A 23,736-nucleotide genomic window follows, 5' to 3' on the forward strand; every position below is an offset into this window, starting at 1 on the left:
GTCTCGCGAGGCCCGCGCGTCAGGGCGGGACGAGTGACCGGGGTGTGGATCGCCGCCCTCATCCGCCCATCACCGACTTGCGGACCCGCGGGTCGATCAGGGCCAGCGCGATGTCGGTCAGGAAGTTCAGCCCGACGATGGTCGCCGTCAGCAGAAAGATGATCGCCCCCGCCAGCTGCTGGTCGTTCGACCGGGCGAGGCTTTCCAGCAGCAGCGATCCGGCCTCGGTCAGCGTCAGGATCACCGCCACGATGGGCAGTTCGTTGAAGATGCGGTTCAAGTCGAAGCCGAGCGAGTTGATGATCGGCCCGAGCGCATGCCGCGCGGGATAGCGCCACAGCAGGCGGCGGCCATAGAGGCCCCGCGCCCGCGCCGCCGTGACGTAGAGCTTGCCGTTCTCGTCCAGCATCAGGGCCCGGACGGTCTGCAGCGCGAAGGCGGTGGCGGACCAGCCGAGGATGAAGACGGGCAGCCACGCCCGGCTGAGGAAGTCGAGCAGCTTGTCGAAGGACCACGGCGCATCGCGATACTGGTTCGAGAAGAGCCCGGTCAGGCTGTCCCCCCAGACCACCGTCGATACCAGCATGATGATCAGCGCCAGCAGGAAGTTCGGCATGGCGAGGCCGAGGTAGCTGACGAACCTGAGCGATCCGTTCAGCAGCGCGGATTTCGACGAGGCCGCGATGATCCCCACCGGGATCGCGATCAGGTAGGCGAGGATCAGCGCCGCCACGCAGATACCCGCCGAGATCAGGAATTTGTCGCCCAGAAGGTCGTTGATGTTCAGCCGCAGGATGCAGCTGTCACCGAATTCCCCCTTGAGGAACACGTTGCCGACCCACGATCCCCAGCGGACGACGAAGGGCCGGTCGAGGCCGAGGCGCTTTTCCTCGGCCGCGATGTCCGCGACCGAGATGCCCGAGCCCTGGGTGTTCTTGAAGGCGAGGTAGCGTTCGGCGCAGGTGCCCGGCACCAGCTCCATCAGCGAGAAGACGATGAACGACACCAAGAGCAGCGTGAACAGCGCCATCGCGGCGCGGATCGCGGCGAACCTTGCGAATTGCAGCATGTCGTCCCTGTCTTCCCCCGGCCGGTTGTCCGGCGCTTGTGGTGTGGATCCGGGCGGCGGTCTGCGCCGCCCGGTCCGGTGTCGTCAGGCCCGAAGGCCCGGTGTCATTCCTGGATGAACCACTGTGCCGGAAGGTACGGGAACGTCCGGTAGTATTCGTAGGACTGCGTCTTGAACTCGGTGAAGTTCTTCACGGCGTTGCGGTGATAGATCACGTTCGGCGCCTGCACCGTGCCGATGAACAGCACGTTCTCGGCCGTGGCCTTGGCTAGCTTCGCGCCCGCCGCCGCCTGCTCGTCCGACCCGGGCATCGCGCCCTGGAACGCATCCGCATCCGCCATCATGGTCTTGACCCATTCCGGCGGCTCGACACCGCTTGCGCCGTTGCTGTCGACCCATTCGGCCCAGAGCATGCCCGTGCGGTGCGCGAAGTAGTTCTCGAACGGCGGAACGAACAGTTCCTTGTTGCCCATGATGATCGCGGTCGGCTGACCCTTTTCCCATGCGCCCACGTCGAGCTGGTTCGAGGACTGGGCCGAGCGGTATTCGTCCGGCGTCACTTCCTTGACCGTGGTCTGCACGCCCACGTCCGACCAGTATTGCGCGACCAGTTCGACGACTTCGCCGCCGATGCCCTGCGTGGCGAACTGGACGTTCAGCACGAACTTGGCGCCGCCCGGCAGTTCCCGGAACCCGTCGCCGTCAGTGTCCACCATGCCGATCCCGTCCAGCATCGCCTTGGCGCCGTCGGGGTCATATTCGGTGTACATCTTCTCGGTCTCGGGATCGACGAAGCTCGGCGTCGGCGAGAAGGCGATGAACTGCTTCGGCACGCCCTGGCCGAAGAAGGCCGTCTCGTTCAGCTCGTCCCGGTTGATGGCGACGGACATCGCCTTGCGGAACTCGACATTGCCGAACAGCTCGCGCTTGGCCATGTCCTCGCTCGTCACGTTGAAGCTGAAGGTCGGCATCGCGATGGTCGGCGCCAGCTGGACGGTGAAGTTCCCCTTCTCCTGGTTCTCCAGCAGGATCGGCGCGGCGGCCAGCGTCAGCGACTGGGACTTGTAGTCGACCTCGCCGTTCACGAGCTTGAGGATACGCACCTCGTTGTCGTTGGCATAGGTCTCGTCCTGGCGGCTGATGTAGGGCAGCTGCTGGCCGGTCGGGTCCACCATGAAGAAGTAGGGGTTGGCGACCAGCTTGCGGCCTTCCGTCGTCTCGGCCGTGTAGATGTGCGACTCGAGCGTCGGGTAGGTCGATTTCGGCAGGCAGTCGACCTGGTCCGGGTTCTTCAGCATCGGCGTCGGCGTGTCGGTCCAGTCCGAGTTGCCGTAATAGGCCGAGATCACCTCGAGCCCCGTGGCGAACCCGCATTCCGCCGCCAGCGTGTCGGCATCGGCGTTCAGATCCGGGTGGTATTCGCCGAGGAAATGCTTGGGCAGGAAGGGCTGCGCGTAGACGGTCGCGAAGCTGGCCAGCAGGCCGGGCTTGGGCGACGGCAGGTTGAAGACCACCGTCTCGTCATCCGGCGTGTCGACGGTCATCGGCTTGTCGGCGACCAGCGCATAGCCCTTGGGCTTTTCGATGACTTTCGAGTCCAGCGCGATGTTGTCGTACCAGAACTTCACATCGGCCGAGGTGAACGGCGCGCCGTCGGACCATTTGTGGCCCTTGCGCAGCTTGAAGGTCAGCTGGGTGAAATCGTCGTTCCATTCCCAGGACTTCGCCACGTTCGGCACGATGGTCTGCAGGTCGTCGGCATAGCGCACGAGGTTGACGTGGCGCACCGACAGGAAGTCGGAGGTGCCCGCCTCGGTCGCGTTCGAGATCGCGCGCAGCGTGCCGCCATAGGTGCCGATCGCATCGTAGGGCACCACGACGAGCGGCTCTTCCGGCAGGCGCTCTTCGAGCGGCGGCAGGTCGGGGTTGCCCTTGATCTCGGCATTGAGGGTTTCGATTTCGGGGTTCGCGGAGAAGGTCATCTCGCAGCCCGCCGCCGCCTCGAAGGCGCTCAGGTCGTATTGCTGCGGGAAGTCTCCGGGGGCCACGCCGCCCATGTCCGCCATGGTGACGGGCTTGCATTCGGCCCATGCCGTCCCCGCCATCAGGCAGGTGGCGGCCGCCGAAAGCAGCAGCGTTCTGGTGTGTCTGGTCATTCTTCGCTCCGTTCCTGTCGTAAACGGCCCGGCTCTACCCCGGCCTTGTTTATGGTTTTATGACACCACCCGCGCCTCAAGCGGGATGTTGGACGGCGATCCGTTCGCGCGTCAAGCGCGCGCTTCGCAAATCGGCAGGCCGCCGGGGAAGCGATTATTGATTGGGCAGTCAAATTCCGGCGGCACTGGCGGAGCCCCCTGCCCGGCGCTAGGCTCCGCCCCGGAGCGAGGAGAGGACCCCGAGAATGCAGCGCACGATCACCTACGATTTCCGGGCGGTCAGCCGCCCCTGCCGGATCCACAGCGGCGAGAACGCGCTGGACCGGCTGGGCGAGGAACTCAAGCGCGCCGGCGTGTCCCGCGCGCTGGTCCTGACCGGGCGGAGCATCGCGGGCGGCACGGACCTGCCCGACCGGCTGCGGGAGGCGGCGGGAGGCCGGATCGCCGCCGTGTTCGACCGGATGGGCAAGGACACCCCCCTCGATGATGTGGAAGCGGCCGTGGCGCTGGCGCGCGAGGAAGGCGCGGACGGGCTGATCGCCCTCGGCGGCGGCAGCGTGATCCAGGGCGCGCGGGTCAGCGCGATCCTGCTGGCCGAGAAAGGCACGCCGGTCGAACTGGCGACGCAGTATCCCGACGACGGCCCCGCGATCTCGCCCCGGCTGCTGGCCGACAAGCTGCCGATCGTGAACGTCCCCACCATCGGCACCACCGCGCAGGATCGCGGCGGCTCGCCCGTCCGCGCGCCCTCGCTGGGGCGGCGGCTGGAGTATTTCGACCCCAAGACGCGGCCTGCGGCCCTGTTCTGGGACCGCGCCGCGCTGGCCACCGCGCCGGAGGGGATGCTGAAGGCCACCGTCGCGATGACATGGTGGCGGTCGGTTCTGGACATGGGCTATTCCCGCGCGACGGTGCTGGCCGACCTGAACCGGCGCGAGGTGCTGGCGATCTCGGACCGCATCCGCCGGTCGCTGGCGGCGGGGGATGCGGGCGATGCGGTGCGGGCGGACCTCTGCGTGGCGACATGGCTGCAGAACCGGGCGGCGGACGATGGCGCCCGCGGGGTGAACACGTGGGTGTCGCGGGTCAGCTACGCCTTCGCGGTGGCGCTGTTTCACACCCATGGCCATCTTGCGCAGGGGGCGGCTACGGCGGCGGTCGGGCCGACCGTGATGCGGATGATGGGGCCGCGCGATCCGAAGGCGGTGGAAGGTATGGCCGACGCGCTCGGGATGCCGTTCACGGGGGCCGAGGCGACGGCGGCGGCGCTCGCGGACCGGATGGCCGGGGATTTCGCCTCGCTCGGGCATGCCACGGATTACACGGCGCTGGCGATCCCGAGGGACAGCGCGGAGGCCATGCTGGAGAACGCGCTGTCGAACTTCAACGCCGACCCGAACCGGGAGTTCCGGCGCGAGAAGGACAGGATCGCGGCTGTGCTGGAAGCCTGCTGGTAGGCGCGCGCTTGCCTCGTGGCCGCATTCGAAACGTCCGGGAGCCTGCCCGTGGGTGGGCGCTCCGACGATTGAACGGCGCGCTTTATCCGGGCCACGCCCCTCCTCTGCCAAGGTCAGCGCGCGGGTGACACAGCGCCTACCCGCCGGGACGGGCAGGCGCTCGGCGCGGCGGGCTTCGCCCTTGTTCCGCGCCCGGTCGGGAACCGCAACCGGCGGATCGACCCTTCACGCATTCAAACGGTCGGTAGCCTGCCCGTGGGTGGGCGCTCCAACGGTTGAACGGCGCGCTTTATCCCGCCACACCCATCCTTTGCCGAAAGTCATCGCGCGGATGACACAGCGCCTACCCGCAGGGACGGGCAGGCGCTAGGCGCGGCGGCTTCGCCTTGATTCCGCGCCCGGTCGGGAACTGCACCCGGCGTATCCGCCCATACAGCATCCAACCGTCCAGTTCCCCTGCCCGCCGGAACAGCCGAGCCAAACACGACGATTTCTACTGCGTGCCGCTCCGGTCAGCCAAAGCATCATCTCCCCCACGCAACCCGCCGCCGATCTTCGCACCTGCGGCGTAGCCCGTGGCTTTACAACCATCCGACCGGCAGGTTGAATGCGACTCGCTCCACATGCGTGTGATCGGCCAAAGCGTGCTTGCCGATCGGTCAGTTGACCGGTCTCATGCCTCCGACAGCCCGGTCCGGGAGGAACGCGCGATGCGCTGCCAGCATCGCAGGAGCGGGTGCGAACCAGGGAGGTCAGACCGATGAACGTGCAGGACAGCCAGCTGTCAGCCTTCCGCGCCGAGGCGCGGGAATGGCTGGACCGGAATTTCCCCAAGAGCCTTGCCGGACGGCGCGAGGAACTGATGGACGCAGCCCCCCTCTATCCCGAGGGCGAGGACTGGGCGGCCTGGAAGACCGCCATGGGCGGCAAGGGCTGGGGCACCCCCACATGGCCCGCCGAATACGGCGGCGGCGGCCTGAGCAAGGCCGAGGCCCGCATCCTGAACGACGAGATCGAACGCATCGGCGGCTTCAACCCGATCATGGGCATGGGCGTGAACATGCTCGGGCCGACGCTGCTGGAATACGGCAGCGAGGAACAGAAGACACGGCACATCCCGCCGGTGGTCACGGGCGACATCCGCTGGTGCCAGGGCTACTCCGAACCGGGCGCCGGGTCCGACCTCGCCAGCCTCAAGACCAAGGCCGAGGACAAGGGCGACCACTACCTCGTCAACGGGCAGAAGATCTGGACCTCCGGCTCGATGTACGCCGACTGGTGCTTCTGCCTCGTGCGGACCAACAACGACCACAAGCACGAAGGCATCTCCTTCCTGCTGATCGACATGAAAACCCCCGGCGTCGAGGTTCGCCCGATCACCCTGATCAGCGGCAAGCAGACCTTCGCCGAGGTGTTCTTTACTGACGTGAAAGTGCCCAAGGGCAACCTCGTCGGTGAACTGCGGCAGGGCTGGACCATCGCCAAGCGCCTGATGCAGCACGAACGCAACGGCATCGGCGCGCGCAAGGCGAGCCAGGGCGAACTGCGCCCGGTGCACGAGGTGGCCATCGAATACATCGGCACCGATGACCAGGGCCGGATCGCGGATGCCGATCTGCGCGCCCGGATCGCCCGCCACCAGATGTGGGAGCGCGCGCAGCGCCTGACGGTCGAGCGCGTCGTCGCCGAAAGCAAACAGGGCCCGTCCGAGGCGACCTCGGTGATGAAGAACGCGGGCTCCGTCTCGATCCAGACCCGTGAAGAGCTGCTGATGGAGATCATGGGCACGCAGGGCATCGGCTGGGACGGCGACGACTACACGCAGGTCGAAAAGGAACAGGCCCGCCAGATGCTGCAGAACAAGGCCAACTCGATCTACGGCGGCACCTACGAAATCCAGAACAACATCATTTCCAAGCGCATCCTCGGGATGCTGGATCACCAGTAAGCGGAGGACGGGACAATGGCGGTTCTCAACGAAGAACAGCAGATGCTGCGCGACGGCGCGCAGGACTGGGTGACCGACCGCGCGCCGGTCTCGGCCTTCCGCAAGATGCGGGACAGCGGCGAGACGACGGACAAGGCGCTCTGGAAGGAGATCGCGGAAATGGGCTGGGCGGGGATCGTGATCCCCGAGGAATACGGCGGGTCCGACTTCGGCCTGACCGGCATGGGGCTGGTGCTGGAGGAGACGGGCAAGACCCTGACCGCCTCGCCGCTCTTCATCTCGGGCCTCGTGGCCGCGACCGCGCTCAAGGAGATGGGCTCGGACGCGCAGAAATCCGAATGGCTGCCCAAGATCGCCGACGGCTCGGCCATCGTGACGCTGGCGGTGGACGAAGGCACCCGGCACGACACGGCCAGGACCAAGCTGGAGGCGAAGGCCTCGGGCGACGGCTATAGCCTGTCGGGCACCAAGACGATGGTGATCGAGGGCATGGCCGCCGATGCGATGCTGGTCCTCGCCCGCACGGGCGGCGCGGCCGGTGACACGGACGGGCTGACGCTGTTCCTCGTCCCGGCGGACGCCAAGGGCGTGACCCGCTCGCCGCTCGCCGTGTTCGACTACCGGGGCTACGCCAAGGTCAGCTTCGACGGCGTGACGGTCGGCAAGGACGCGGTCCTCGGCACCGTCGGCGGGGCGCACGCGCCGCTCGAAAAGGTGCTCGACGTGGCCCGCGTGGGCATCGCGGCGGAAATGCTCGGCATGTGCCAGCAGGCCTTCGACACGACGCTCGCCTACCTGAAGACGCGCGTCCAGTTCAACACGATCCTCGCCCAGTTCCAGGCCCTGCAGCACCGCATGGCGGACCTGTTCATGGAACTGCAACTGGCACGCTCGGTCGTCGAACACGCGGTCCGCGCGATCGACGCAGGATCCGACGATGCCGAGGAAGCGGCGGTGCTCGCCAAGGGCTTCGTCGGGGACGTGTCCAACCGGATGACCCGCCAGATGATCCAGCTGCACGGCGGGATCGGCATGACGGATCAATACGACGCGGGCTTCTACATCAAGCGGTCGCGCGCGCTCGAGGCGACCTTCGGCAACCAGGCCCAGCACGTCGAACGCTGGGCGCAGATGCGCGGCTACTGAGAGGATTAGACCAACATGGGTGTTCCCTATCCCGACCTTCTGTCGATGTCGTCCAAGGGCGACGACTGTTCCTACACCGACCGCGAGGTGATGCTCTACGCCCTCGGGATCGGCATGGGCACCGACCCGCTGAACGAGGACGAACTGGCCTTCGTCAACGAGGGCTGGCTGACCCCGCGCGAACCGACGCTGAAGGTCGTGCCGACCTTCGCCTCGACCTTCGGCTACTTCGCCCGCCCGCCGGTGCTGCCGGTGAACCGGGTCAAGGTGGTGGACGCCGCGCGCGACATCCTGTTCCACAAGCCGATGCCGATCACCGCCAAGCTGACGGCGGACAGCACCTATACCGGGGCCTGGGACAAGGGCGACAAGGGCGCGATCATCCAGCGTGAATCGGTGGTGAAGGACGAAACCGGCGATCCGGTCTGCACGATCCGTGGCATGTCATTCGCCCGCGGCGACGGCAATTTCGGCGGCCCGACCGAGGGCAATCCGGAACCGCACCAGGCGCCGGACCGCAGCCCGGACCTGACCGTCGACATCCCGACGACGCCGGGACAGGCGCTGATCTTCCGCCTGGCTGGCGACCGCAACCCGCTGCATTCGGACCCGGAATTCGGGACCAAGGCGGGGTTCGAGCGGCCGATCCTGCACGGCATGTGCACCTACGGCATCACCTGCCGCGCGGTGCTGTCGACCTTCGCCGACTGGGATCCGAACGCCTTCCGCCGCCACGCGGCGCAGTTCCGGTCGCCGGTCTATCCGGGCGAGACGATCACGGTCGACATGTGGAAGGACGGCGGCACCATCAGCTTCGAGGCCCGCGTCAAGGCGCGCGGCGTGACTGTGGTCAAGCACGGGCTGACCGAACTGGGCTGACTGCTCATCGGCCCTCGCGGGCCGCCTCGCCGCACCCCGGCGGGGCAAAACCGAATCCAAACAGCAAGACGGAGACACCATGGGACTTCTCGACGGTAAGGTCGCAATCATCACCGGCGCCGGCAACGGTCTGGGCAAGGCATATGCCCTGCTCTTCGCCAAGGAGGGCGCGAAGGTCCTCGTCAACGACCTCGGCGGCGCGCGCGACGGCTCGGGCGGCTCGATCGGCGCGGCGCAGGCCGTGGTGGACGAGATCAAGGCGGCCGGCGGCGAAGCCATCGCCAACGGCAACGACGTCTCCACCATGGAAGGCGGCCAGGCGATCTTTGACCAGGCCATCGGCGAATGGGGCAAGGTCGACATCCTGATCAACAACGCCGGCATCCTGCGGGACGAGACGTTCCACAAAGGCACCGAGCAGAACTGGGACCTGGTGCTGAAGGTCCACCTCAAGGGCACCTACTGCTGCACCAAGCCGGTCTGGCAGTGGATGCGCGACAACGGCGGCGGCGTGGTCGTGAACACCACTTCCACCTCGGGCCTGATCGGCAACTTCGGCCAGACCAACTACGGCGCGGCCAAGGCCGGTATCGCGGGGCTGACCCGCAACCTCGCCATCGAGGGCCGCAAGTACAAGATCCGTGTCTGGGGCATGTCGCCCGGCGCGCTGACCCGGATGACCGAGGACCTGCCCCGCTACCGCGAGATGGCCGACAAGGGCGAGGAGTTCCCGATCACCGGCCAGCCCGAGACCATCGCGCAGGCGATGCTCTACATGTGCTCGGACCTCAGCGGCGACCAGACCGGCAAGTTCATGCACGTCGCCCGTCAGGGCGTGGCCGAGCTGAAAGTCATGCGCGCCCCCGGCTGGGCGCCGACGCATGGCTACACCGCGCAGGAAATCGCGGACCACTACGACGAGATCTTCTTCCCCGACAACGCATAAGGCCAAGACAATGACCCAGGGCGCGCTCTCCCATATCCGTGTACTCGAACTCGGCTCCGGGGACGCCCTGGCCTATTGCGGCAAGCTCTTCGCCGATTTCGGCGCAGAAGTCATAAAGGTAGAAGACCCCGGCGGGGATCCCCGCCGGGCCATCGGCACCGAGGCCGTGCCGGGCACCGCCGCCTACTGGGCCTTCCTGAACACGAACAAGCTGTCGGTCACCGCGGACTGGCGCACGACGCAGGGCGCGGACACGATCCGGGCCCTGCTCGCACATTGCGACCTGCTGATCGACGGGCGCAAACCCTCCGACATGGAGGCCTCCGCCCTCGCGCACCGCAGGCTCGAAGCCGAGGATCCCGGCCTGACCACCGTCAGCCTGTCGTGGTTCGGCCCCATCGGCCCCTATCGCGACTATCACGGGACCGAGGCCGTGGCCCGTTCCCTCGCCGGCAGCGTCTACGAGACGAACGCCGTTGACGAGACCCCGATGCTGACGCGCGAAGGACAGGCCGCTGCGATCGCGGGCATGTCCGCCTTCATCCCCGCCGCCGCCTCGCTCTGGTCCGCCGAACGCGGCGGGCGGCGCTGGTCGCTCAGCATCCTGTCTGCGCTGACCCATGTCACCGAATACGACGTCGGCATGCAGACCGAGATGAACAAGAAGCCGCGGACGATGTGGAACAACTTCGGCCGTTCCTACCCCGCGCATCCGATGCCGGTGAAGGACGGCTGGCTGGGTGTCTCGGTCATGACCCACGCCCAGTGGCTGGGCTTCTGCGACGCGCTGGACAAGCCCGAATGGAAATCCGACCCGCGCTTCGACAACGTCGCGGGCCGCCAGGCGCACCGCCAGATGCTGGAGCCGATGATCGAGGCCGAACTGGCCAAGAAGACCGCCGAGGAATGGTTCGAACTGGGCCTGATACACAAGGTCCCGCTGGCGATCATGCCCGAGGTCCGCGACCTCAAGGGCCTGAAACTGCACCGCGAACGCGACAGCTTCGGCACGGTCACGGTGGGCGACAAAACCTTCGACGCGCCGATCCTGCCGACCGCCCTGCGCGGCACGCCGCCGGTCCGTCACGGCACGGCCCCCCTGCCCGGTTCCGCCGACACCGGCACCCTGCCGCAGCACCAGCGCCTTGCCCCCGCCGAACGCGCGGGCGGCCGCCCGCTGGAAGGGCTGCGCATCCTCGACCTGACCATGGGCTGGGCCGGGCCGATGTCCGTCCGGCAACTGGCCCAGATGGGCGCCGACGTCATCAAGGTGGAAAGCACCCGCGTGCCGGACTGGTTCCGGGGTCTCGACTACCGCCCGCCGTATCATGCGGACCGGATGTACGAGAAGCAGTTCCAGTGGCTGCCGATGAACCTCGACAAGCGCGGGATCACCATCGACATCTCTGTCCCCGAGGGCCGCGAACTGGTCCTCGAACTCGCCAAGCGGGTGGACGTGGTGATCGACGGCTATGCCGCCGACGCGATGCCCAAGTTCGGGCTGACCTACGATGTGATCAAGGCGGCCAATCCGCGCCTCGTGGTCGTTTCGATGCCCGCCTTCGGCATGGAAACCAGCTGGCGCAACGGCCGCGCCTATGGCTCGACGCTGGAACAGGCCTCGGGCCTGCCGGTCATCAACGGACGGCCCGAACAGCCGCCGATGATGTCACATTCGGTCTTCGGCGACCCGATCGGCGGACTGACCGCCGCCGTGTCGATGCTGGTCGGGATCCTGCACCAGAAGCGAACCGACGAGGGCCAGTACGTCGACATCGCGCAGGCGCAGGCGATCCTGCCGCTCTTCGCGCCGCATATCTGCCACTACGGCGTTACCGGCGAACAGCTGCCCCGGATCGGCAACCGCCACCTGCGCCATTTCCCGCACAACACCTATGCCTGCCTCGGCACGCAGCAGTTCCTGACGATCGAGGTCCGCTCGACCGAGGAATGGCAGGCGCTCTGCCGCGTGATGCGACGTCCCGATCTGGGCGATGACCCGTCGCTCGCCACGGTGGAGGGTCGCCGCGCCCGCGAGGACGAGATCGAAGAGGCGATCCGGGCCTGGGCGCTGACGGTGAAATCGGCGGTCGCGATGAACGAATTGCAGGTCAACGGCGTGCCCGCCGGCACCGTCCGTGCGCCGATGGACATATTGCTCGACCCCCACATGATGGCCGTCACCCGCTACGAGTCGCTGGAACGGCCCTTTGTCGGCGGCCATGTCATGCCGGTGCCGATCTACCTGGAGGGCGACGCGAAGCGCGGCTATGCCAACCGGCGGGTCGCGCCCACGCTGGGGCAGCACAACCGCGAGGTGCTGATCGGGGAACTGGGCATGTCCGACGCCGAATTCGCCGCGCTGGAAGAGGCCGGCGTGATCGGGACCGAGGCGACGACGGCGCGGCCCAAGCCGGTGGTCTGGCCGGACACCAGCGCCCGCAAGGCGGGCTGACGCCCTACCTCGTCAGAAGCGGGGCCAATAGCGGGGCGATCAGCCCCGCGATCCGGTCCGATCCCAGCTCGGACGGGTGCGTCCGGTCCGCCGCGAAGAGCGTCGGGTCGTCGGGGCTGAACACGTCGTCCATGTCGGCCAGCGTGACGCCCGGATCGGCGTCAGCCATCCGCCCCAGACGCCGTTCCAGCACCCGGTAGGTCTGTTCGCAGGTCGTGCCCGCATAGCGCGGCGAGGTGTAGTAGTCCGCCCAGATCACCCGCGATCCGCGCCCGCGCAGGTCCGCCACCAGCGCCGGTATCGCGCCGCTTCGCCCGTCCTCCGAGATCAGCCGGTCCAGCACCGCCCCGCAGTCGGGGCAGGAGCATCCGACGCCCAGATCGTTCGCCCCGCCGTTCACGACGACGACCGGAACCCGGAGCCCTTGGAGCTGCGCGGGAATGTTCAGCGATCCGACCCCGCCCGTCACCTGCGCCAGCGGGATCGACACATCGCCCACCGGTTCCCCGAGCCTCGACTGGAGCCGGTCCGCGACCGATCCGCCCGCGACCCGGTTCCATGCCATGACGGAATCGCCCGCCACGACCACGCGCGCGCCGTCCGGCACGCCGGTCGAACAGGCGGCAAGCAGACCGAAGACAAGAAGGACAATGTATCTCATCTGGAGTGACTTGATCCGGACGCCCCGGCAATCAAGCCACACCCCCGCCGCCCGGCAGGAATTCGCGGGTGAACGACCAGAAATTTCCACATTCTTAAGACATGGCTGATTGAAACAATTTGAGACCAATCCGAGAGTTCGATCCGTAAATGCCCCGCCTTCCCGTTTTTCTCGCCGCCGTGGCCGTCATTCTCAGCGGCCACGCACACGCGCAATCCGCCGTCGAACGCCACGTCTGGCAGGACGCCCGCACGTTCGAACCCTACAGCCGCACCGCCGCCGCGATCACCGGGCCGATCACCCTGTCGGGCAACCCGGACTTCGCCTCCGAGGGCAGCACGATGTCCATCGCCTTCGGGACGGCAGCGCCGGTGCAACTGACCTCGGTCGGCGCGTCATGGCGCAGCTGGAGCGTCTCCGGCACCGGCAAGCAGACCGCCGAGGTCTTTCGCATGGCCGGCGATCCCGGTCCCCTGGAAAACGGCAACCGCCTCTGCGGGATGGAGGGCACGGACCAGCCGCTTTATCTGGTCTTTCACGAAGACCGTGACATTCTCGGCAACGCAATGCTGGTGATGGCCGCTTTCGAGGGGCAGGAGCCACCGCACGATATCAACAGCCCCGGCCTTTGCGGCACCTATGGCTACGACGCAGAACCGGCCGCCGTGCCCGCAGTCGCCGGCACCGCGACGCCTGACGCCGCCCAGGACCCCGCCCCAGCACCCTCCGCCAGTCAATGGCGGACCAGCCGCGAAACGAACCCGCTCGACGACAGCACGACCGTCTTCCTCGCGCTCACCGCGACCAGCGGCCAGTCCCGATGGGGCGAACCGATCACGCTCGTGGCGCGCTGCAAGTCGAACAAGACCGAGCTCTACGTGAACTGGGGCGATTACCTCGGCGACGACAGCCGCGATGTGTATTCCGAGTGGAAATACGTCAACGTCCGCGTCGGTGAGGCTCCCATGCGGACCGAGAAATGGGGCGTCTCCACCGACCGCAAGGCAGCCTTCGCCCCCGGCTGGGCAGGCAATTTCCTGAAGGAACTGCTCGATCAGGACCGGCTGGTGCTGCAGACCACGCCCTACGGCGAAAACCCCAGCCTCGCGGTCTTCGACATCACCGGCCTGCGCAGCGTGCTGGGTCTGCTGGCCGAAACCTGCAACTGGTCGTTCTGAACGGTTACCCCCGCCGGGCCGCGATCGCCTGCCCGGCGGCCACCGCCGACGACCACGCCCACTGGAAGTTGTAGCCCCCCAGCCATCCCGTGACGTCCACCGCCTCGCCAATGGCATAGAGCCCCGGCACCGCGGTCGCCTCCATCGTCCGCGACGACAGACCGGCGGTTGAAATCCCGCCCGCCGTCACCTCGGCCTTGGCATAGCCCTCGGTTCCCGTCGGATGGAAGGTCAGCGCCTCCAGCGCCCCGGCCACCCGGTCGATGTCGGCGTCCGAGGTGTTCCCCAGCTCCTGCCCCAACGGGATCCGTGCCGCCAGTACCTCGGCCAGCCGGTTCGGCAGATGCTCGGACAGCGCCGCCCGCAGATGCGCGCGCGGCATCTTCGCCCGCGCCTCGCGCAGCAGCGCGCCCGCCCCCGGCAGGACGTTCAGCTCCACCGGATCGCCCGGTGTCCAGTAGGACGACACCTGCAAGATCGAGGGCCCGGACAGTCCCCGGTGGGTGAACAGTGCCGCCTCGTCGAAGGACACCGCCCCGACCCGCGCCGTCACCGGGCAGGCGACGCCCGAGATCGCCTTGAACGCCGCATCCCCCTCGCCCAGGGTCATCGGCACCAGCGCCGGGCGCGGCGTCACGATCTCCAGCCCGAAACGCCGCGCGATGTCATAGGCGATGCCCGAGGCGCCCATCTTGGGGATCGACGGCCCGCCGGTCGCGATCACCAGTTGCCGCGCGGTCCGCCCCGCCACCCGGAACAGCCCGTCCGCATGGCCGATCTCGCCGATCTTCGTGTTCAGCACGACCTCGGCCCCGCCCTTGCGGCATTCCTCCATCAGCATCGCCACGATCTGCCGGGCCGAGCCGTCACAGAAGAGCTGCCCCAGCGTCTTCTCGTGCCACGCGATCCCGTAAGCCTGGACCAGTCCTAAAAAATCCCACTGGGTATAGCGACTGAGCGCCGACTTGGCGAAATGCGGGTTCTGGGAGATATAGCACCCCGCCTCCACCCCCATGTTCGTGAAGTTGCAGCGTCCGCCGCCCGAGATCAGGATCTTCTTTCCCGCCTTCTCGGCATGGTCGATCACCACGACACGCGCACCGGCCTGCCCGGCGGTCGCCGCCGCCAGCAGCCCTGCCCCGCCGGCCCCGAGGATGATCGCGTCATACACCATGCCGCCCTCTACCCCGCGGCCCGCGCGGCGGAAAGCCCCTCAGCGCCCGATGGCGTAGGCCTGCATCATCCGCGGCGTCGCGGCGGCCCGCAGCAGCCCGTCCTCGCCCCGTTCCGCCGCCGTCAGCCGCCCCACGGTCCACGGCGCGGCGACCTCCACGTCATGCCCGCGTCGCTTCAGGTCCGCGATCACATCCTCGCCGAACGACGGCTCGACCATCAGGTGACCGGGACGCGAGGCGCGCGGATAGAACGAACCCTGCACGTGGAACGAATGGAACAGCGGCGCGTCGATGGCGGCCTGCAGGTTCGCCGTGGCATGCACCCGCCGCAGGAACAGGATCAGCTGCCACTGGTCCTGCTGGTCGCCCCCCGGCGTGCCAAAGGCCAGCCGCGGCTCTCCCTTCAGGCTGGCGATCGAGGGCGTCAGCGTCGTCCGGGGCCGCGCGCCGGGCTTCAGCGAGGACGGCCGCCCCTCCTCCAGCCAGAACATCTGCGCGCGGGAGTTCAGCGGCATCCCCAGCCCCGGCACGACGGGCGAAGACTGCAACCACCCGCCCGACGGCGTGGCCGACACCATGTTCCCCGCCGCGTCGATGACGTCCAGATGCACCGTATCCCCGCGCCGGTCCGTCAGATGCGCCATGGTCGGCTCGCCCGCACCTGCCCCCGCCTCCTCGACCTTCGCCGCCGCGCGGTCCAGCATCGCCTGCACCCAGGGCTCGCACCCCGGCACCGTCCCCGGCCGCTGCTCGCGCGAGGCGGTGGCCCCGATCAGCCCCCGCCGCGCATCGGCATAGTCGCGCGACAGCAGCGCCTCCATCGGGATGTCATTGAACGCCGGATCGCCGTAATAGGCCTCGCGATCCGCGAAGGCGAGCTTGATGGCCTCGGTCACGGTATGCACGAACTCGGCCCCGTTCGGGTCCATCTCGCCCACGCCGGTCCCGTCCAGCAGCCGCAGCGCCTGCAACAGCGACGGCCCCTGTCCCCATGGTCCGGTCTTGAAAACCTCCCAGTCGCCGTAATCCACCGACAGAGGCGCCTCGTAGCTGGCGCTCCACCCGGCCATGTCCTGCCCGGTCAGAACGCCTTTGCGGCGGCCCCCGGCGGCGTCCATCACGCAGGCCTCGCGCACCCATGCGTCGATCGCCTCGGCCACGAAACCGCGATAGAACACGTCCCGCGCCCGGTCGATCCGCGCCTCGCGGCCGGAAACCGTCTCGGCCTCGGCCAGCACCCGGTCCCAGGTGTCGGCGAGGTCCGGGTTCCGGAACAAGCTCCCCGGCTTCGGCGCCTGCCCGCCCGGCAGCCAGACGGCGGCCGAGGTCGGCCATTCCTCGCGGAACAGGTCCGCCAGCGACGCGATCCCGTTCGCCGCGTTGGCGAGGATTGGATGCCCGTGGCGCGCGTAGTGGATCGCCGGTTCCAGCACCTCGCGCAGCCCCAGCGTGCCGTGGTCCCGCAGCATTAGCATCCAGCCGTCGAAGGCCCCCGGAATGACCGTCGCCAGCATCCCCGAACCCGGCACCATGTCCAGCCCCTCGGCCCGGTAATGCGCGATCGTCGCGCCCGCCGGGGCCGTCCCCTGCGCGCAGAGCACTGTCGGCCGGTCCTCCCCCGCCTTGCGGAAGATCGCCGGCATATCGCCGAGCGGCCCGTTCAGATGCGGCTCCACCACCTGCAGGGTCAGCGCGGTCGCCACGGCGGCGTCGAAGGCGTTCCCGCCCCGCTCCAGCATCGACATGCCGACGGCGCTAGCGATCCAGTGGGTCGAGGTGACGACACCGAAGGTGCCGGTGATCTGCGGACGGGTGGTGAAGGTCATGGGGGCGCCTCTGCTGTGGTTCCGACTACTCTAGGACCCCGCCTGCCCGAGGGCCAGCGCCGCCCTGCGCTGGACAGAACACGAGCGCGGCCGCCATAACGGGCGGATGTATCTCCTGTCGCTCTACTTCACCGCCGCACTGGCCGAGATCGCGGGTTGCTTCGCCTTCTGGGCGTGGTTCCGCCTCGGCCAGAACCCGCTCTGGCTGATCCCCGGCATAGCCTCGCTCGCCGCCTTCGCGTGGATCCTCGCGCTCAGCCCGGTCGAGCACGCGGGCCGCGCCTACGCGGTCTACGGCGGGATCTACATCCTCGCCTCGCTGCTCTGGCTCTGGGGTGTCGAGGGCCAGCGCCCCGACCGCTGGGACGCCATCGGCGCGACCGTCACGCTGATCGGCGCTGCCATCATCCTCTGGGGCCCGCGCGGCGGCTGAGCCCGCGCCAGCCCGATCCCTTCATCTGGCCGGATAAACTCCCGCCGGAGGCCGCATGGGACGGGCTCGATGCCCGTCCCACGCGCAAACCGCTCATCGGCCCTCACGGACCGCCTCGCCCCCGCCCGTCCCGAAGCGAGACGGACCGTAAGGTCCGGCGAGCGCCCCCTCAGAACATGTAATCTCCGCCATTCAGATGGATCGCCTGTCCGTTCACGAACCCGCCCGTGGTGCAGAGGTAGACCGCCGCATAGGCGAGGTCGTCCACATGCCCCCAGCGTTTCAGCGGGATCGCCTCGCGCTTGGCGTCGACATGGGTGTTGGGATACTGCGACCAGTCCCGGTCGGTGTCGATCGCGCCGGGCACCAGCGTGTTCGCGGTGATCCCGTATTTCCCCAGCTCCTTGCCGACCGCCTTGGAAAACCCGTGCATCCCGGCCTTCGCCGCGATGTTGTAGGCGCGTTCCGTCAGGTGTCCGGTGAACCCGTCATATCCCGAGACATGGATGATCCGCCCCCAGCCCTTTTCCTTCATGCCCGGCACGACATGGTGGGCCAGGTAGAACGACGCCGACAGGTTGATCCGGATCGACTCGTCCCAGTCCGCGATGGTGATATCCTCGAACGGCTTGTGCAGCCGCCGCCCCACGTTCGACACCGCGATGTCGACCGGGCCAAAGACCTCCGCCGCCTCGGCCACCATGCGCCCCACGGCTTCAGCATCGCTGACATCCGCCATGATGCCATGCGCCCGCCCTCCGGCCTCGCGGATCAGGTGCACCGTTTCGTCAACCTTCTCCGGGCTCCGCGCCCCGTTCACGACCACCGCCGCGCCGGCCTCGGCCAGCCGCAGCGCGATGGCGCGCCCGATGTTCTGGCCCGACCCCGTGACCAGCGCCACCTTGTCGTCCAGCCGGTGCAGGTGCAGCCCCTCGGGGTTCGGTATCGCGCGGCTCATGGTGTCCCTCCGTTGCATCGGGCCACGAACGGCCAGAACGCCCGACCGAAAGCCGTGTCGTCCCCTTCCAGAAAGCCCAAACTGATCGTGAAATGGTCCCGCTCCGGGATCGCGCAGGTCACGACCGGGTTCCCCGCGCGGCTCCACGCGCCCTCCAGCTGGCGCGCCTGCCACTCGAACTCCGGCGGCTCCAGCCCGCCCCAGAGTAGCTGGATCGGGCAGCCCCCCTCGGGCACCTGCGTCACCGGCGAACAGGCGGCGATCCGCGCCTTGTCCAGCTTCAGATCCCCGGCCAGAAATCCCCACTGAAACGGCGTCAGGTCATAGAGCCCCGACAGCGCCGTCGCCCCCTTTACCGCATCGGCGGGCAGGCCCCGCGCCGCCCAGTCCGTCGCCGCGACCATGGCGGTCAGATGCCCGCCCGCCGAGGTGCCGGTGACATGGATGCGCGCCGGATCACCGCCGTGAGCGGAGATGTTCCGGATCACCCATTCGACCGAGGCGCGGACCTGCGCGATCAGCGCCTCCAGCGTCACATTTGGGCAGAGATCGTATTCCACGGTGACGAGCGTGTAGCCCCGCGGCCGGGTGCCATGCGCCACGAAGGACGATGTGTCCTTGGTCGATGTCACGCTGCGCCAGTAGCCGCCGTGAATGAACACGATGACCGGGGCGTTCTCCTGTTCGGCTGGAAAGATGTCCAGCACCTGCCGTGCCGTGTCGCCGTAGGGGACGTTCAGCGTGCAGGGATAGTCCGCGCGGGCGGAGGCCGAGAGCGTCTCCTTGCGGCGGATCACTCCGCGCGCGGGCGGATGGTGGGTGCCGACGTCATACTGCCAGTTGATCTGTTCCGCCGTCGCGTAGTGTCGCCAGAGCATCGCCCCCTCCCGTCCGAGGTTCGTCGCGCGGCACGGGGTCGCCGGGTCAGGCCCGGCGATGACGGCGTTCAGCTGCGCCCGTCATCCTCGGGTCACGACCCGAGGACCTCCCATCGCCGCGCCGTCTCACATCCCGATCATGTTCGCCCGGTCAACGATCCGGTCAACGATCCGCATAGAGGCGATGTCGATCATCCGCCCCTCGAACTGCGCTGCGCCCTCGCCGCGTGCGATGGCGGCATCGAAGGCCTCGCGCATCCGCCGGGCCCGGTCCACATCCTCAGGCGTGGGAGAGAAGACCTCCTGCGCGATCTCGACCTGGCTGGGATGGATCGCCCATTTCCCGACCATGCCGAGGATCATCGACCGGCGGCATTCCTCGCGGTAGAAATCCGGGTCGCTGAAGTTCGCGAACGGCCCGTCCACCGCGTCGATCCGGTTCACCCGCGCGGCGATCGTCATCTTCTGCCGCTGGTAGTGCCAGATGTCGCCGGGATAACCCGACTCACCGCCGATGTCCTTCGTGCTGACGCCCTGGCTGGCCGAGTAGTCGCCCATGCCGAAAATCAGCGCCTCCAGCCGGTCCGACGCGCAGGCGATCTCGTCGACCTTCTGCATCGCCTCGACTTCCTCGATCAACGTCTCCAGACCGATGCGCTTCTTCAGCTTCAGCTTCTTCTCCATCTGGGACATCAGCTTGTCGCAGAAGGTGATGTCATCCGGGCCAAGGCACTTGGTCAGCATGATGACGTCGAGGTTCTCGCCCGCGCCTTCCATCACCTCGATGATGTCCTCGGCGGCGTATTCCGTGGTCAGGTCGTTGATCCGCACGCAGCGTGTGGACTTGCCGAAATCGAGGTTGTTCAGCGCGTCGATGATCTTTTTCCGCGCGGGCCGCTTGGCGTCGGGCGCCACCGCGTCCTCAAGGTCGAGGAAGATGTAATCGACGTCGAGGCCGGCGGCCTTGGTCATCATCTTCTCGCTCGATCCCGGCACGGACAGCTGGCAGCGGCGCAGGCGTTTGGGACGTTGGCTCATGATCTCTGATCCTTCCTTATTTTCAAATGGTTGCACGAAGGCTTCAACGCGTCGCGTGAAATGCCCCGCGCATCCTCACTCCACGACGCGGGACGCGCGCAATTCCGATATTCTTTCGGGACTTAACCCGAACTCCTGCAGTATCGCATCAGTGTGCTCCCCCTGCAGCGGTGCACGACTGTGCACCCCGCCCGGAGTACCGGTCATCTTGACCGGCGTATTGGCGATGGTGGTCTGGCGCCCGGTGCCGGGATGTTCGTAGGTCACCAGCATGTCGCGGGCCGCGAAATGCGGATCGGTGAACTGGTCGGCGGCCAGGTAGACCGGGCCAAAGGGCACGTTGCCGCCCAGAACCTCGGCAATCTCGGCGCGGGTGCGCGGCAGGGTGAATTCCTCCACGATCGCAATCACCTCGTCGCGGTGCTGCCCGCGCAGGTCGCCCGTCAGATAGCGCGGATCGGCGGCCAGTTCGGGCCGCCCGATCAGCCGCGTCAGGATCTCCCAGAACTTCTCGCTCTGTGCGGTGATCGTGACCCAGCCGTCCTTGGCCCGGAACAGCCCGAACGGGGCGAAGAGCGGATGGTGATTGCCCTCCACCCCCGGATTGTTCCCGGTAAAGCTGAGCTGAAAGATCGACCGCTCGCAGGTCGCCATGATCGCGTCGACCATGGCGATGTCGACATATTGCCCCTCGCCCGTGGCCCGCGCCCGCAGGACGGCGGAGACGAGGCCGAAGGCCGCATACATCGCCGGAATGATGTCGCCCACGCCAGGACCTACCTTGGTGGGCATCGCCCCGCGCTCGGCGCCGGTGATCGCCATGATCCCGCCCATCGACTGCGCGACCGGGTCGTAGGCCGGCCAGTGCCCGTAGGGCGACTTGCCGCCCCGCTGGTCGCCGAAGCCACGGACCGAGGCGTAGACCAGCGCCGGGTTCACCTCGCGCAGGACCTCGTAGCTGTTGCCCAGCCGGTCCGCGACGCCGCCACGGTAGTTCTCGATCACCGCGTCGGCCTGCCGGACCATGTCGTGGAACAGCGCCACGCCTTCTTTCGTTTTGAAATCAATGCATATCGAGCGTTTGTTGCGGTTGATCGAACCGAAGTAGCCGCCGTAACCGCCATCCTCGCGGCTGATCTCGCCTTCCATATGCGGTCCGATCCGGCGGGTGTTGTCGCCCCCCACCGGTTCGATCTTGATGACGGTCGCGCCCTGATCGGCCAGCATCATGCTGGCGAAGGGCCCCGCCAGCATCATCGTCAGGTCCAGCACGACCACGCCTTCCAGCGCGCCGGAGTAATGCTTGGGCGGCATCTCAGCCCCGCCGCCGCAGCGCGACGGTCCGGTCGGCCATCACGCAGAGCTTGTCTTCCTGGTTGATGCCGTAGTGCCGGAACGTGACCACGCCCGCGCCCTCGATATCGCCGTCCTCGACCGTCAGCACTTCGGAGAAAGCGTAAAGGGTATCACCATGATAGACCGGGTTCTTCAACCGGATGTTGGTCATCCCGATCTCCTTCACCGCGTTCTCCGCCGTGTCCTGCGCGGCCAGACCGATGACCATCGACAGGTTGATCCCACCGAACACGACCCGGTCGGTGAACACCCCATGCCCCTGACCGCCCTGCATCCGGTGGGCGTTGAAATGCCCCTCGGCGGTGTTCATCACCATGTTGGTGATCAGGACGTTGTCCATCTCGGTCACCGTCTTGCCGCGCGCGTGGCGAAAGACCTGACCGGGCTGGAAATCCTCGAAATAGTTGTTCGCGCTCACCGGCGCCGGAGACCCGCTCATTTGTTCCCCCATGCCTTTTCGAAGGCCGTTTCGGTGATCCACTTGTCCACGTCCGACTTGCCCAGCATGTTGTCCGAGATGATCCTGAGCTGGATTTCCGACGTCCCCTCGAAAATCTTCGTCAGCCGCGCGTCGCGCCAGTAGCGTTCCATCGCGTGCAGCTTGGTGTAGCCCGCGCCGCCGAGGATCTGCAGCCCTTCGGAGGTCACCCGCTCAGCCATTTCGGTCGCGAAGTACTTGACCATGCTCGCTTCCTTGTCGCAGCGGCGGCCCTGGTCGATCTCGTTGCAGACATGGTAGAGCAGCTGCCGCGCCGCCTCGATCTGGGCGGCCATTTCGGCCAGCTTGAACCGGATGGCCTGGAACTCGGTGATCGGGCGGCCGAACTGGATCCGCTCCTGAGCGTAAGCCGTCGCATCCTCCAGCGCGCCCTGCGCCAGGCCAATGGCCCGCGCGGCCGTATGCGCGCGCGCCGTCTCCAGCCCCTTGGCCATGATGCGGAAGGCCATGCCCTCCTGCCCCAGAAGGTTTGCGGCAGGCACGCGGCAGCCGTCGAAGGACAGCTCCAGCGTGTTCCAGCCGAAATAGCCGATCTTGGGGATCTTCGAGCCCGAAACGCCTTTCGGCAGTTCGCCGCGCGGCTTCTCGATCATGAAGCACGAGATGCCCATCCACCGCTTGTCCGACGAGGGCGGCGGCGAGGTGCGGGCGAAGACGGTCATGAAATCCGATCCGTCCGCGAAGGTGCACCAGTACTTGTTGCCGGTGATGACCCAGTCGTCGCCGTCCTTGACCGCCCGGCAGGAAATCGAGGCGAGGTCCGACCCCGTCCCCGGTTCCGACAGCGACGAGGCGTTCAGGAACTCGCCCCGGACCACGCGCGGCAGGTATTGCTTCTGCTGCTCGGGCGTCATCACCCGGCGGATCATCCCGCCCTGCCCGCGCGCCATGATCGAAGCGACGGACATCCAGCCGCGCGCCAGCTGTTCGGCAATCAGGCAGTATTCGAACGCTCCGAGCCCGAGACCGCCGAATTCTTCCGGGATGGTAATCCCGAAGTAACCCATGTCGGCCATCTTCTGGCGAAGATCCATCGGGATCTCTCCATCCGGGCCGTCCAGTTCGTTGGCGACCGGCAGGACCTCCCGCATGGTGAATTCACGCGCCGACTCGCGGATCATGATCCGCTCCTCGGTGAAATAGCCTCTGCCGTCCTGCGAATAGGTGCCGTCCATCTCAGCGCTCCTTTCTGACGAGGTTGGTGCGGCGGAAGCGGATCACTTCCTCGCCGCGCTGGTTCACGCCGCGCGTGGCCCATGTGACGATGCCGAAGGCCGGGCGCTTCTCGCTCTCGCGGCAGTCGACGGTGTCGCTGGTGGCATAGACCGTGTCGCCCGGATAGACCGGCGCGCCATAGACCAGGTCGTCGACACCCAGGAACGGGCCGCCGCCTTCGGAACAGTCCTCGACCGTCAGGCCGAAGACGGTGTTGAAGACCAAGAGCGGGTTGACCGGCGTCGTGTCATGCCCCTCGGCCCGCGCGGCCTCGGCGTTGGTGTAGCGGGGGTTGTAGTGCATCGTCAGCACGGTGAAGAGCGTGTTGTCCCCTTCGGTGATCGTGCGGCCCCAGTGGTGGTCGAAGTGCAGGCCCTCGTGAAAGTCGCCGTAGCGGTTGCCACGGGTCCAGTAAGTCGCCTCGGACTTGAGGCGGTTGACGATATCCTCGCTCATGCGGTCA

General features: G+C 67.5%; 20 protein-coding genes. 8 read left to right on the forward strand and 12 right to left on the reverse strand.

Going from position 1 to position 23,736, the window contains the following annotated elements; all coding sequences use genetic code 11:
- Positions 1-58 precede the first annotated feature (58 nt).
- Together ATO6_RS14090 and ATO6_RS14095 are read right to left on the reverse strand one after the other, a co-directional pair.
- Positions 59-1,069 carry an ABC transporter permease gene (locus tag ATO6_RS14090; protein WP_088624656.1) on the reverse strand — a complete coding sequence of 337 codons (1,011 nt, stop codon included), beginning with the start codon at positions 1,067-1,069 and terminating at the stop codon, positions 59-61.
- Positions 1,070-1,173: 104 nt separating this feature from the next.
- The gene (locus tag ATO6_RS14095) at positions 1,174-3,225 is read right to left on the reverse strand and encodes an ABC transporter substrate-binding protein (protein ID WP_088624657.1); all 2,052 of its coding nucleotides are present in this window, start codon (positions 3,223-3,225) and stop codon (positions 1,174-1,176) included.
- A gap of 245 nt (positions 3,226-3,470) precedes the next feature.
- Between ATO6_RS14095 and ATO6_RS14100 the strand changes: the two genes are divergently transcribed.
- The 6 genes from ATO6_RS14100 (at position 3,471) to ATO6_RS14125 (ending at position 12,056) form a co-directional block, all read left to right on the forward strand.
- Positions 3,471-4,682, forward strand: a complete 1,212-nt coding sequence (locus tag ATO6_RS14100; RefSeq protein ID WP_088624658.1) for an iron-containing alcohol dehydrogenase — start codon at positions 3,471-3,473, stop codon at positions 4,680-4,682.
- Positions 4,683-5,442: 760 nt separating this feature from the next.
- Complete coding sequence (locus ATO6_RS14105) at positions 5,443-6,630, forward strand: acyl-CoA dehydrogenase family protein (RefSeq protein ID WP_088624659.1); 1,188 nt, start codon at positions 5,443-5,445, stop codon at positions 6,628-6,630.
- A gap of 15 nt (positions 6,631-6,645) precedes the next feature.
- Positions 6,646-7,776, forward strand: a complete 1,131-nt coding sequence (locus ATO6_RS14110; protein ID WP_088624660.1) for an acyl-CoA dehydrogenase family protein — start codon at positions 6,646-6,648, stop codon at positions 7,774-7,776.
- A 15-nt stretch (positions 7,777-7,791) separates the two neighbouring features.
- Positions 7,792-8,655 carry a MaoC family dehydratase gene (locus ATO6_RS14115; protein WP_088624661.1) on the forward strand — a complete coding sequence of 288 codons (864 nt, stop codon included), beginning with the start codon at positions 7,792-7,794 and terminating at the stop codon, positions 8,653-8,655.
- Between the two features lie 79 nt (positions 8,656-8,734).
- Entirely contained in the window at positions 8,735-9,601 is an 867-nt protein-coding gene (locus ATO6_RS14120; RefSeq protein ID WP_088624662.1) for an SDR family NAD(P)-dependent oxidoreductase, read from the forward strand.
- Between the two features lie 10 nt (positions 9,602-9,611).
- Positions 9,612-12,056, forward strand: a complete 2,445-nt coding sequence (locus ATO6_RS14125; protein ID WP_088624663.1) for a CaiB/BaiF CoA-transferase family protein — start codon at positions 9,612-9,614, stop codon at positions 12,054-12,056.
- Between the two features lie 4 nt (positions 12,057-12,060).
- On the opposite strand, the gene ATO6_RS14130 is transcribed toward ATO6_RS14125, so the two are convergent.
- Positions 12,061-12,717, reverse strand: coding sequence for an SGNH/GDSL hydrolase family protein (locus tag ATO6_RS14130; protein WP_088624664.1), 657 nt, complete (start codon positions 12,715-12,717; stop codon positions 12,061-12,063).
- Positions 12,718-12,866: 149 nt separating this feature from the next.
- On the opposite strand from ATO6_RS14130, the gene ATO6_RS14135 reads away from it, so the two are divergent.
- On the forward strand, positions 12,867-13,895 hold the full coding sequence (locus ATO6_RS14135; protein ID WP_088624665.1) for a type VI secretion system-associated protein TagO: 1,029 nt from the start codon (positions 12,867-12,869) through the stop codon (positions 13,893-13,895).
- A gap of 4 nt (positions 13,896-13,899) precedes the next feature.
- Here the strand turns inward: ATO6_RS14135 and ATO6_RS14140 are convergent, their stop codons facing one another.
- A complete protein-coding gene (locus ATO6_RS14140) occupies positions 13,900-15,069 on the reverse strand; it encodes an aminoacetone oxidase family FAD-binding enzyme (protein WP_088624666.1) in 1,170 nt (389 codons plus the stop codon).
- Between the two features lie 39 nt (positions 15,070-15,108).
- The gene (locus tag ATO6_RS14145; RefSeq protein ID WP_088624667.1) at positions 15,109-16,896 is read right to left on the reverse strand and encodes a gamma-glutamyltransferase family protein; all 1,788 of its coding nucleotides are present in this window, start codon (positions 16,894-16,896) and stop codon (positions 15,109-15,111) included.
- Positions 16,897-17,002: 106 nt separating this feature from the next.
- Here ATO6_RS14145 and ATO6_RS14150 point away from each other — a divergent pair, with 106 nt between their 5' ends.
- The gene (locus ATO6_RS14150; protein ID WP_088624668.1) at positions 17,003-17,329 is read left to right on the forward strand and encodes a YnfA family protein; all 327 of its coding nucleotides are present in this window, start codon (positions 17,003-17,005) and stop codon (positions 17,327-17,329) included.
- A gap of 169 nt (positions 17,330-17,498) precedes the next feature.
- On the opposite strand, the gene ATO6_RS14155 is transcribed toward ATO6_RS14150, so the two are convergent.
- The 7 genes from ATO6_RS14155 to ATO6_RS14185 all read right to left on the reverse strand — a co-directional run bounded on the left by ATO6_RS14155 (position 17,499) and on the right by ATO6_RS14185 (position 23,729).
- Positions 17,499-18,287, reverse strand: coding sequence for an SDR family NAD(P)-dependent oxidoreductase (locus ATO6_RS14155; RefSeq protein ID WP_176440937.1), 789 nt, complete (start codon positions 18,285-18,287; stop codon positions 17,499-17,501).
- Positions 18,284-19,165: an alpha/beta hydrolase gene (locus ATO6_RS14160; RefSeq protein ID WP_088624670.1), complete on the reverse strand. Its 882-nt coding sequence runs from the start codon at positions 19,163-19,165 to the stop codon at positions 18,284-18,286. The genes ATO6_RS14155 and ATO6_RS14160 overlap by 4 nt, the downstream gene beginning before the upstream one ends.
- 126 nt (positions 19,166-19,291) lie before the next feature.
- Positions 19,292-20,203: a CoA ester lyase gene (locus tag ATO6_RS14165; RefSeq protein WP_088624671.1), complete on the reverse strand. Its 912-nt coding sequence runs from the start codon at positions 20,201-20,203 to the stop codon at positions 19,292-19,294.
- Positions 20,204-20,278: 75 nt separating this feature from the next.
- Positions 20,279-21,517: a CaiB/BaiF CoA-transferase family protein gene (locus tag ATO6_RS14170; RefSeq protein ID WP_088624672.1), complete on the reverse strand. Its 1,239-nt coding sequence runs from the start codon at positions 21,515-21,517 to the stop codon at positions 20,279-20,281.
- 1 nt (position 21,518) lies between these two features.
- Positions 21,519-21,998: a MaoC family dehydratase gene (locus ATO6_RS14175; RefSeq protein ID WP_088624673.1), complete on the reverse strand. Its 480-nt coding sequence runs from the start codon at positions 21,996-21,998 to the stop codon at positions 21,519-21,521.
- Positions 21,995-23,233: an acyl-CoA dehydrogenase family protein gene (locus tag ATO6_RS14180; RefSeq protein WP_088624674.1), complete on the reverse strand. Its 1,239-nt coding sequence runs from the start codon at positions 23,231-23,233 to the stop codon at positions 21,995-21,997. The genes ATO6_RS14175 and ATO6_RS14180 overlap by 4 nt, the downstream gene beginning before the upstream one ends.
- A 1-nt stretch (position 23,234) precedes the next feature.
- Entirely contained in the window at positions 23,235-23,729 is a 495-nt protein-coding gene (locus ATO6_RS14185; RefSeq protein ID WP_088624675.1) for a MaoC family dehydratase, read from the reverse strand.
- Positions 23,730-23,736: the final 7 nt, after the last annotated feature.

The organism is Oceanicola sp. 22II-s10i (assembly GCF_002210105.1).
Lineage (GTDB): Bacteria > Pseudomonadota > Alphaproteobacteria > Rhodobacterales > Rhodobacteraceae > Pseudooceanicola.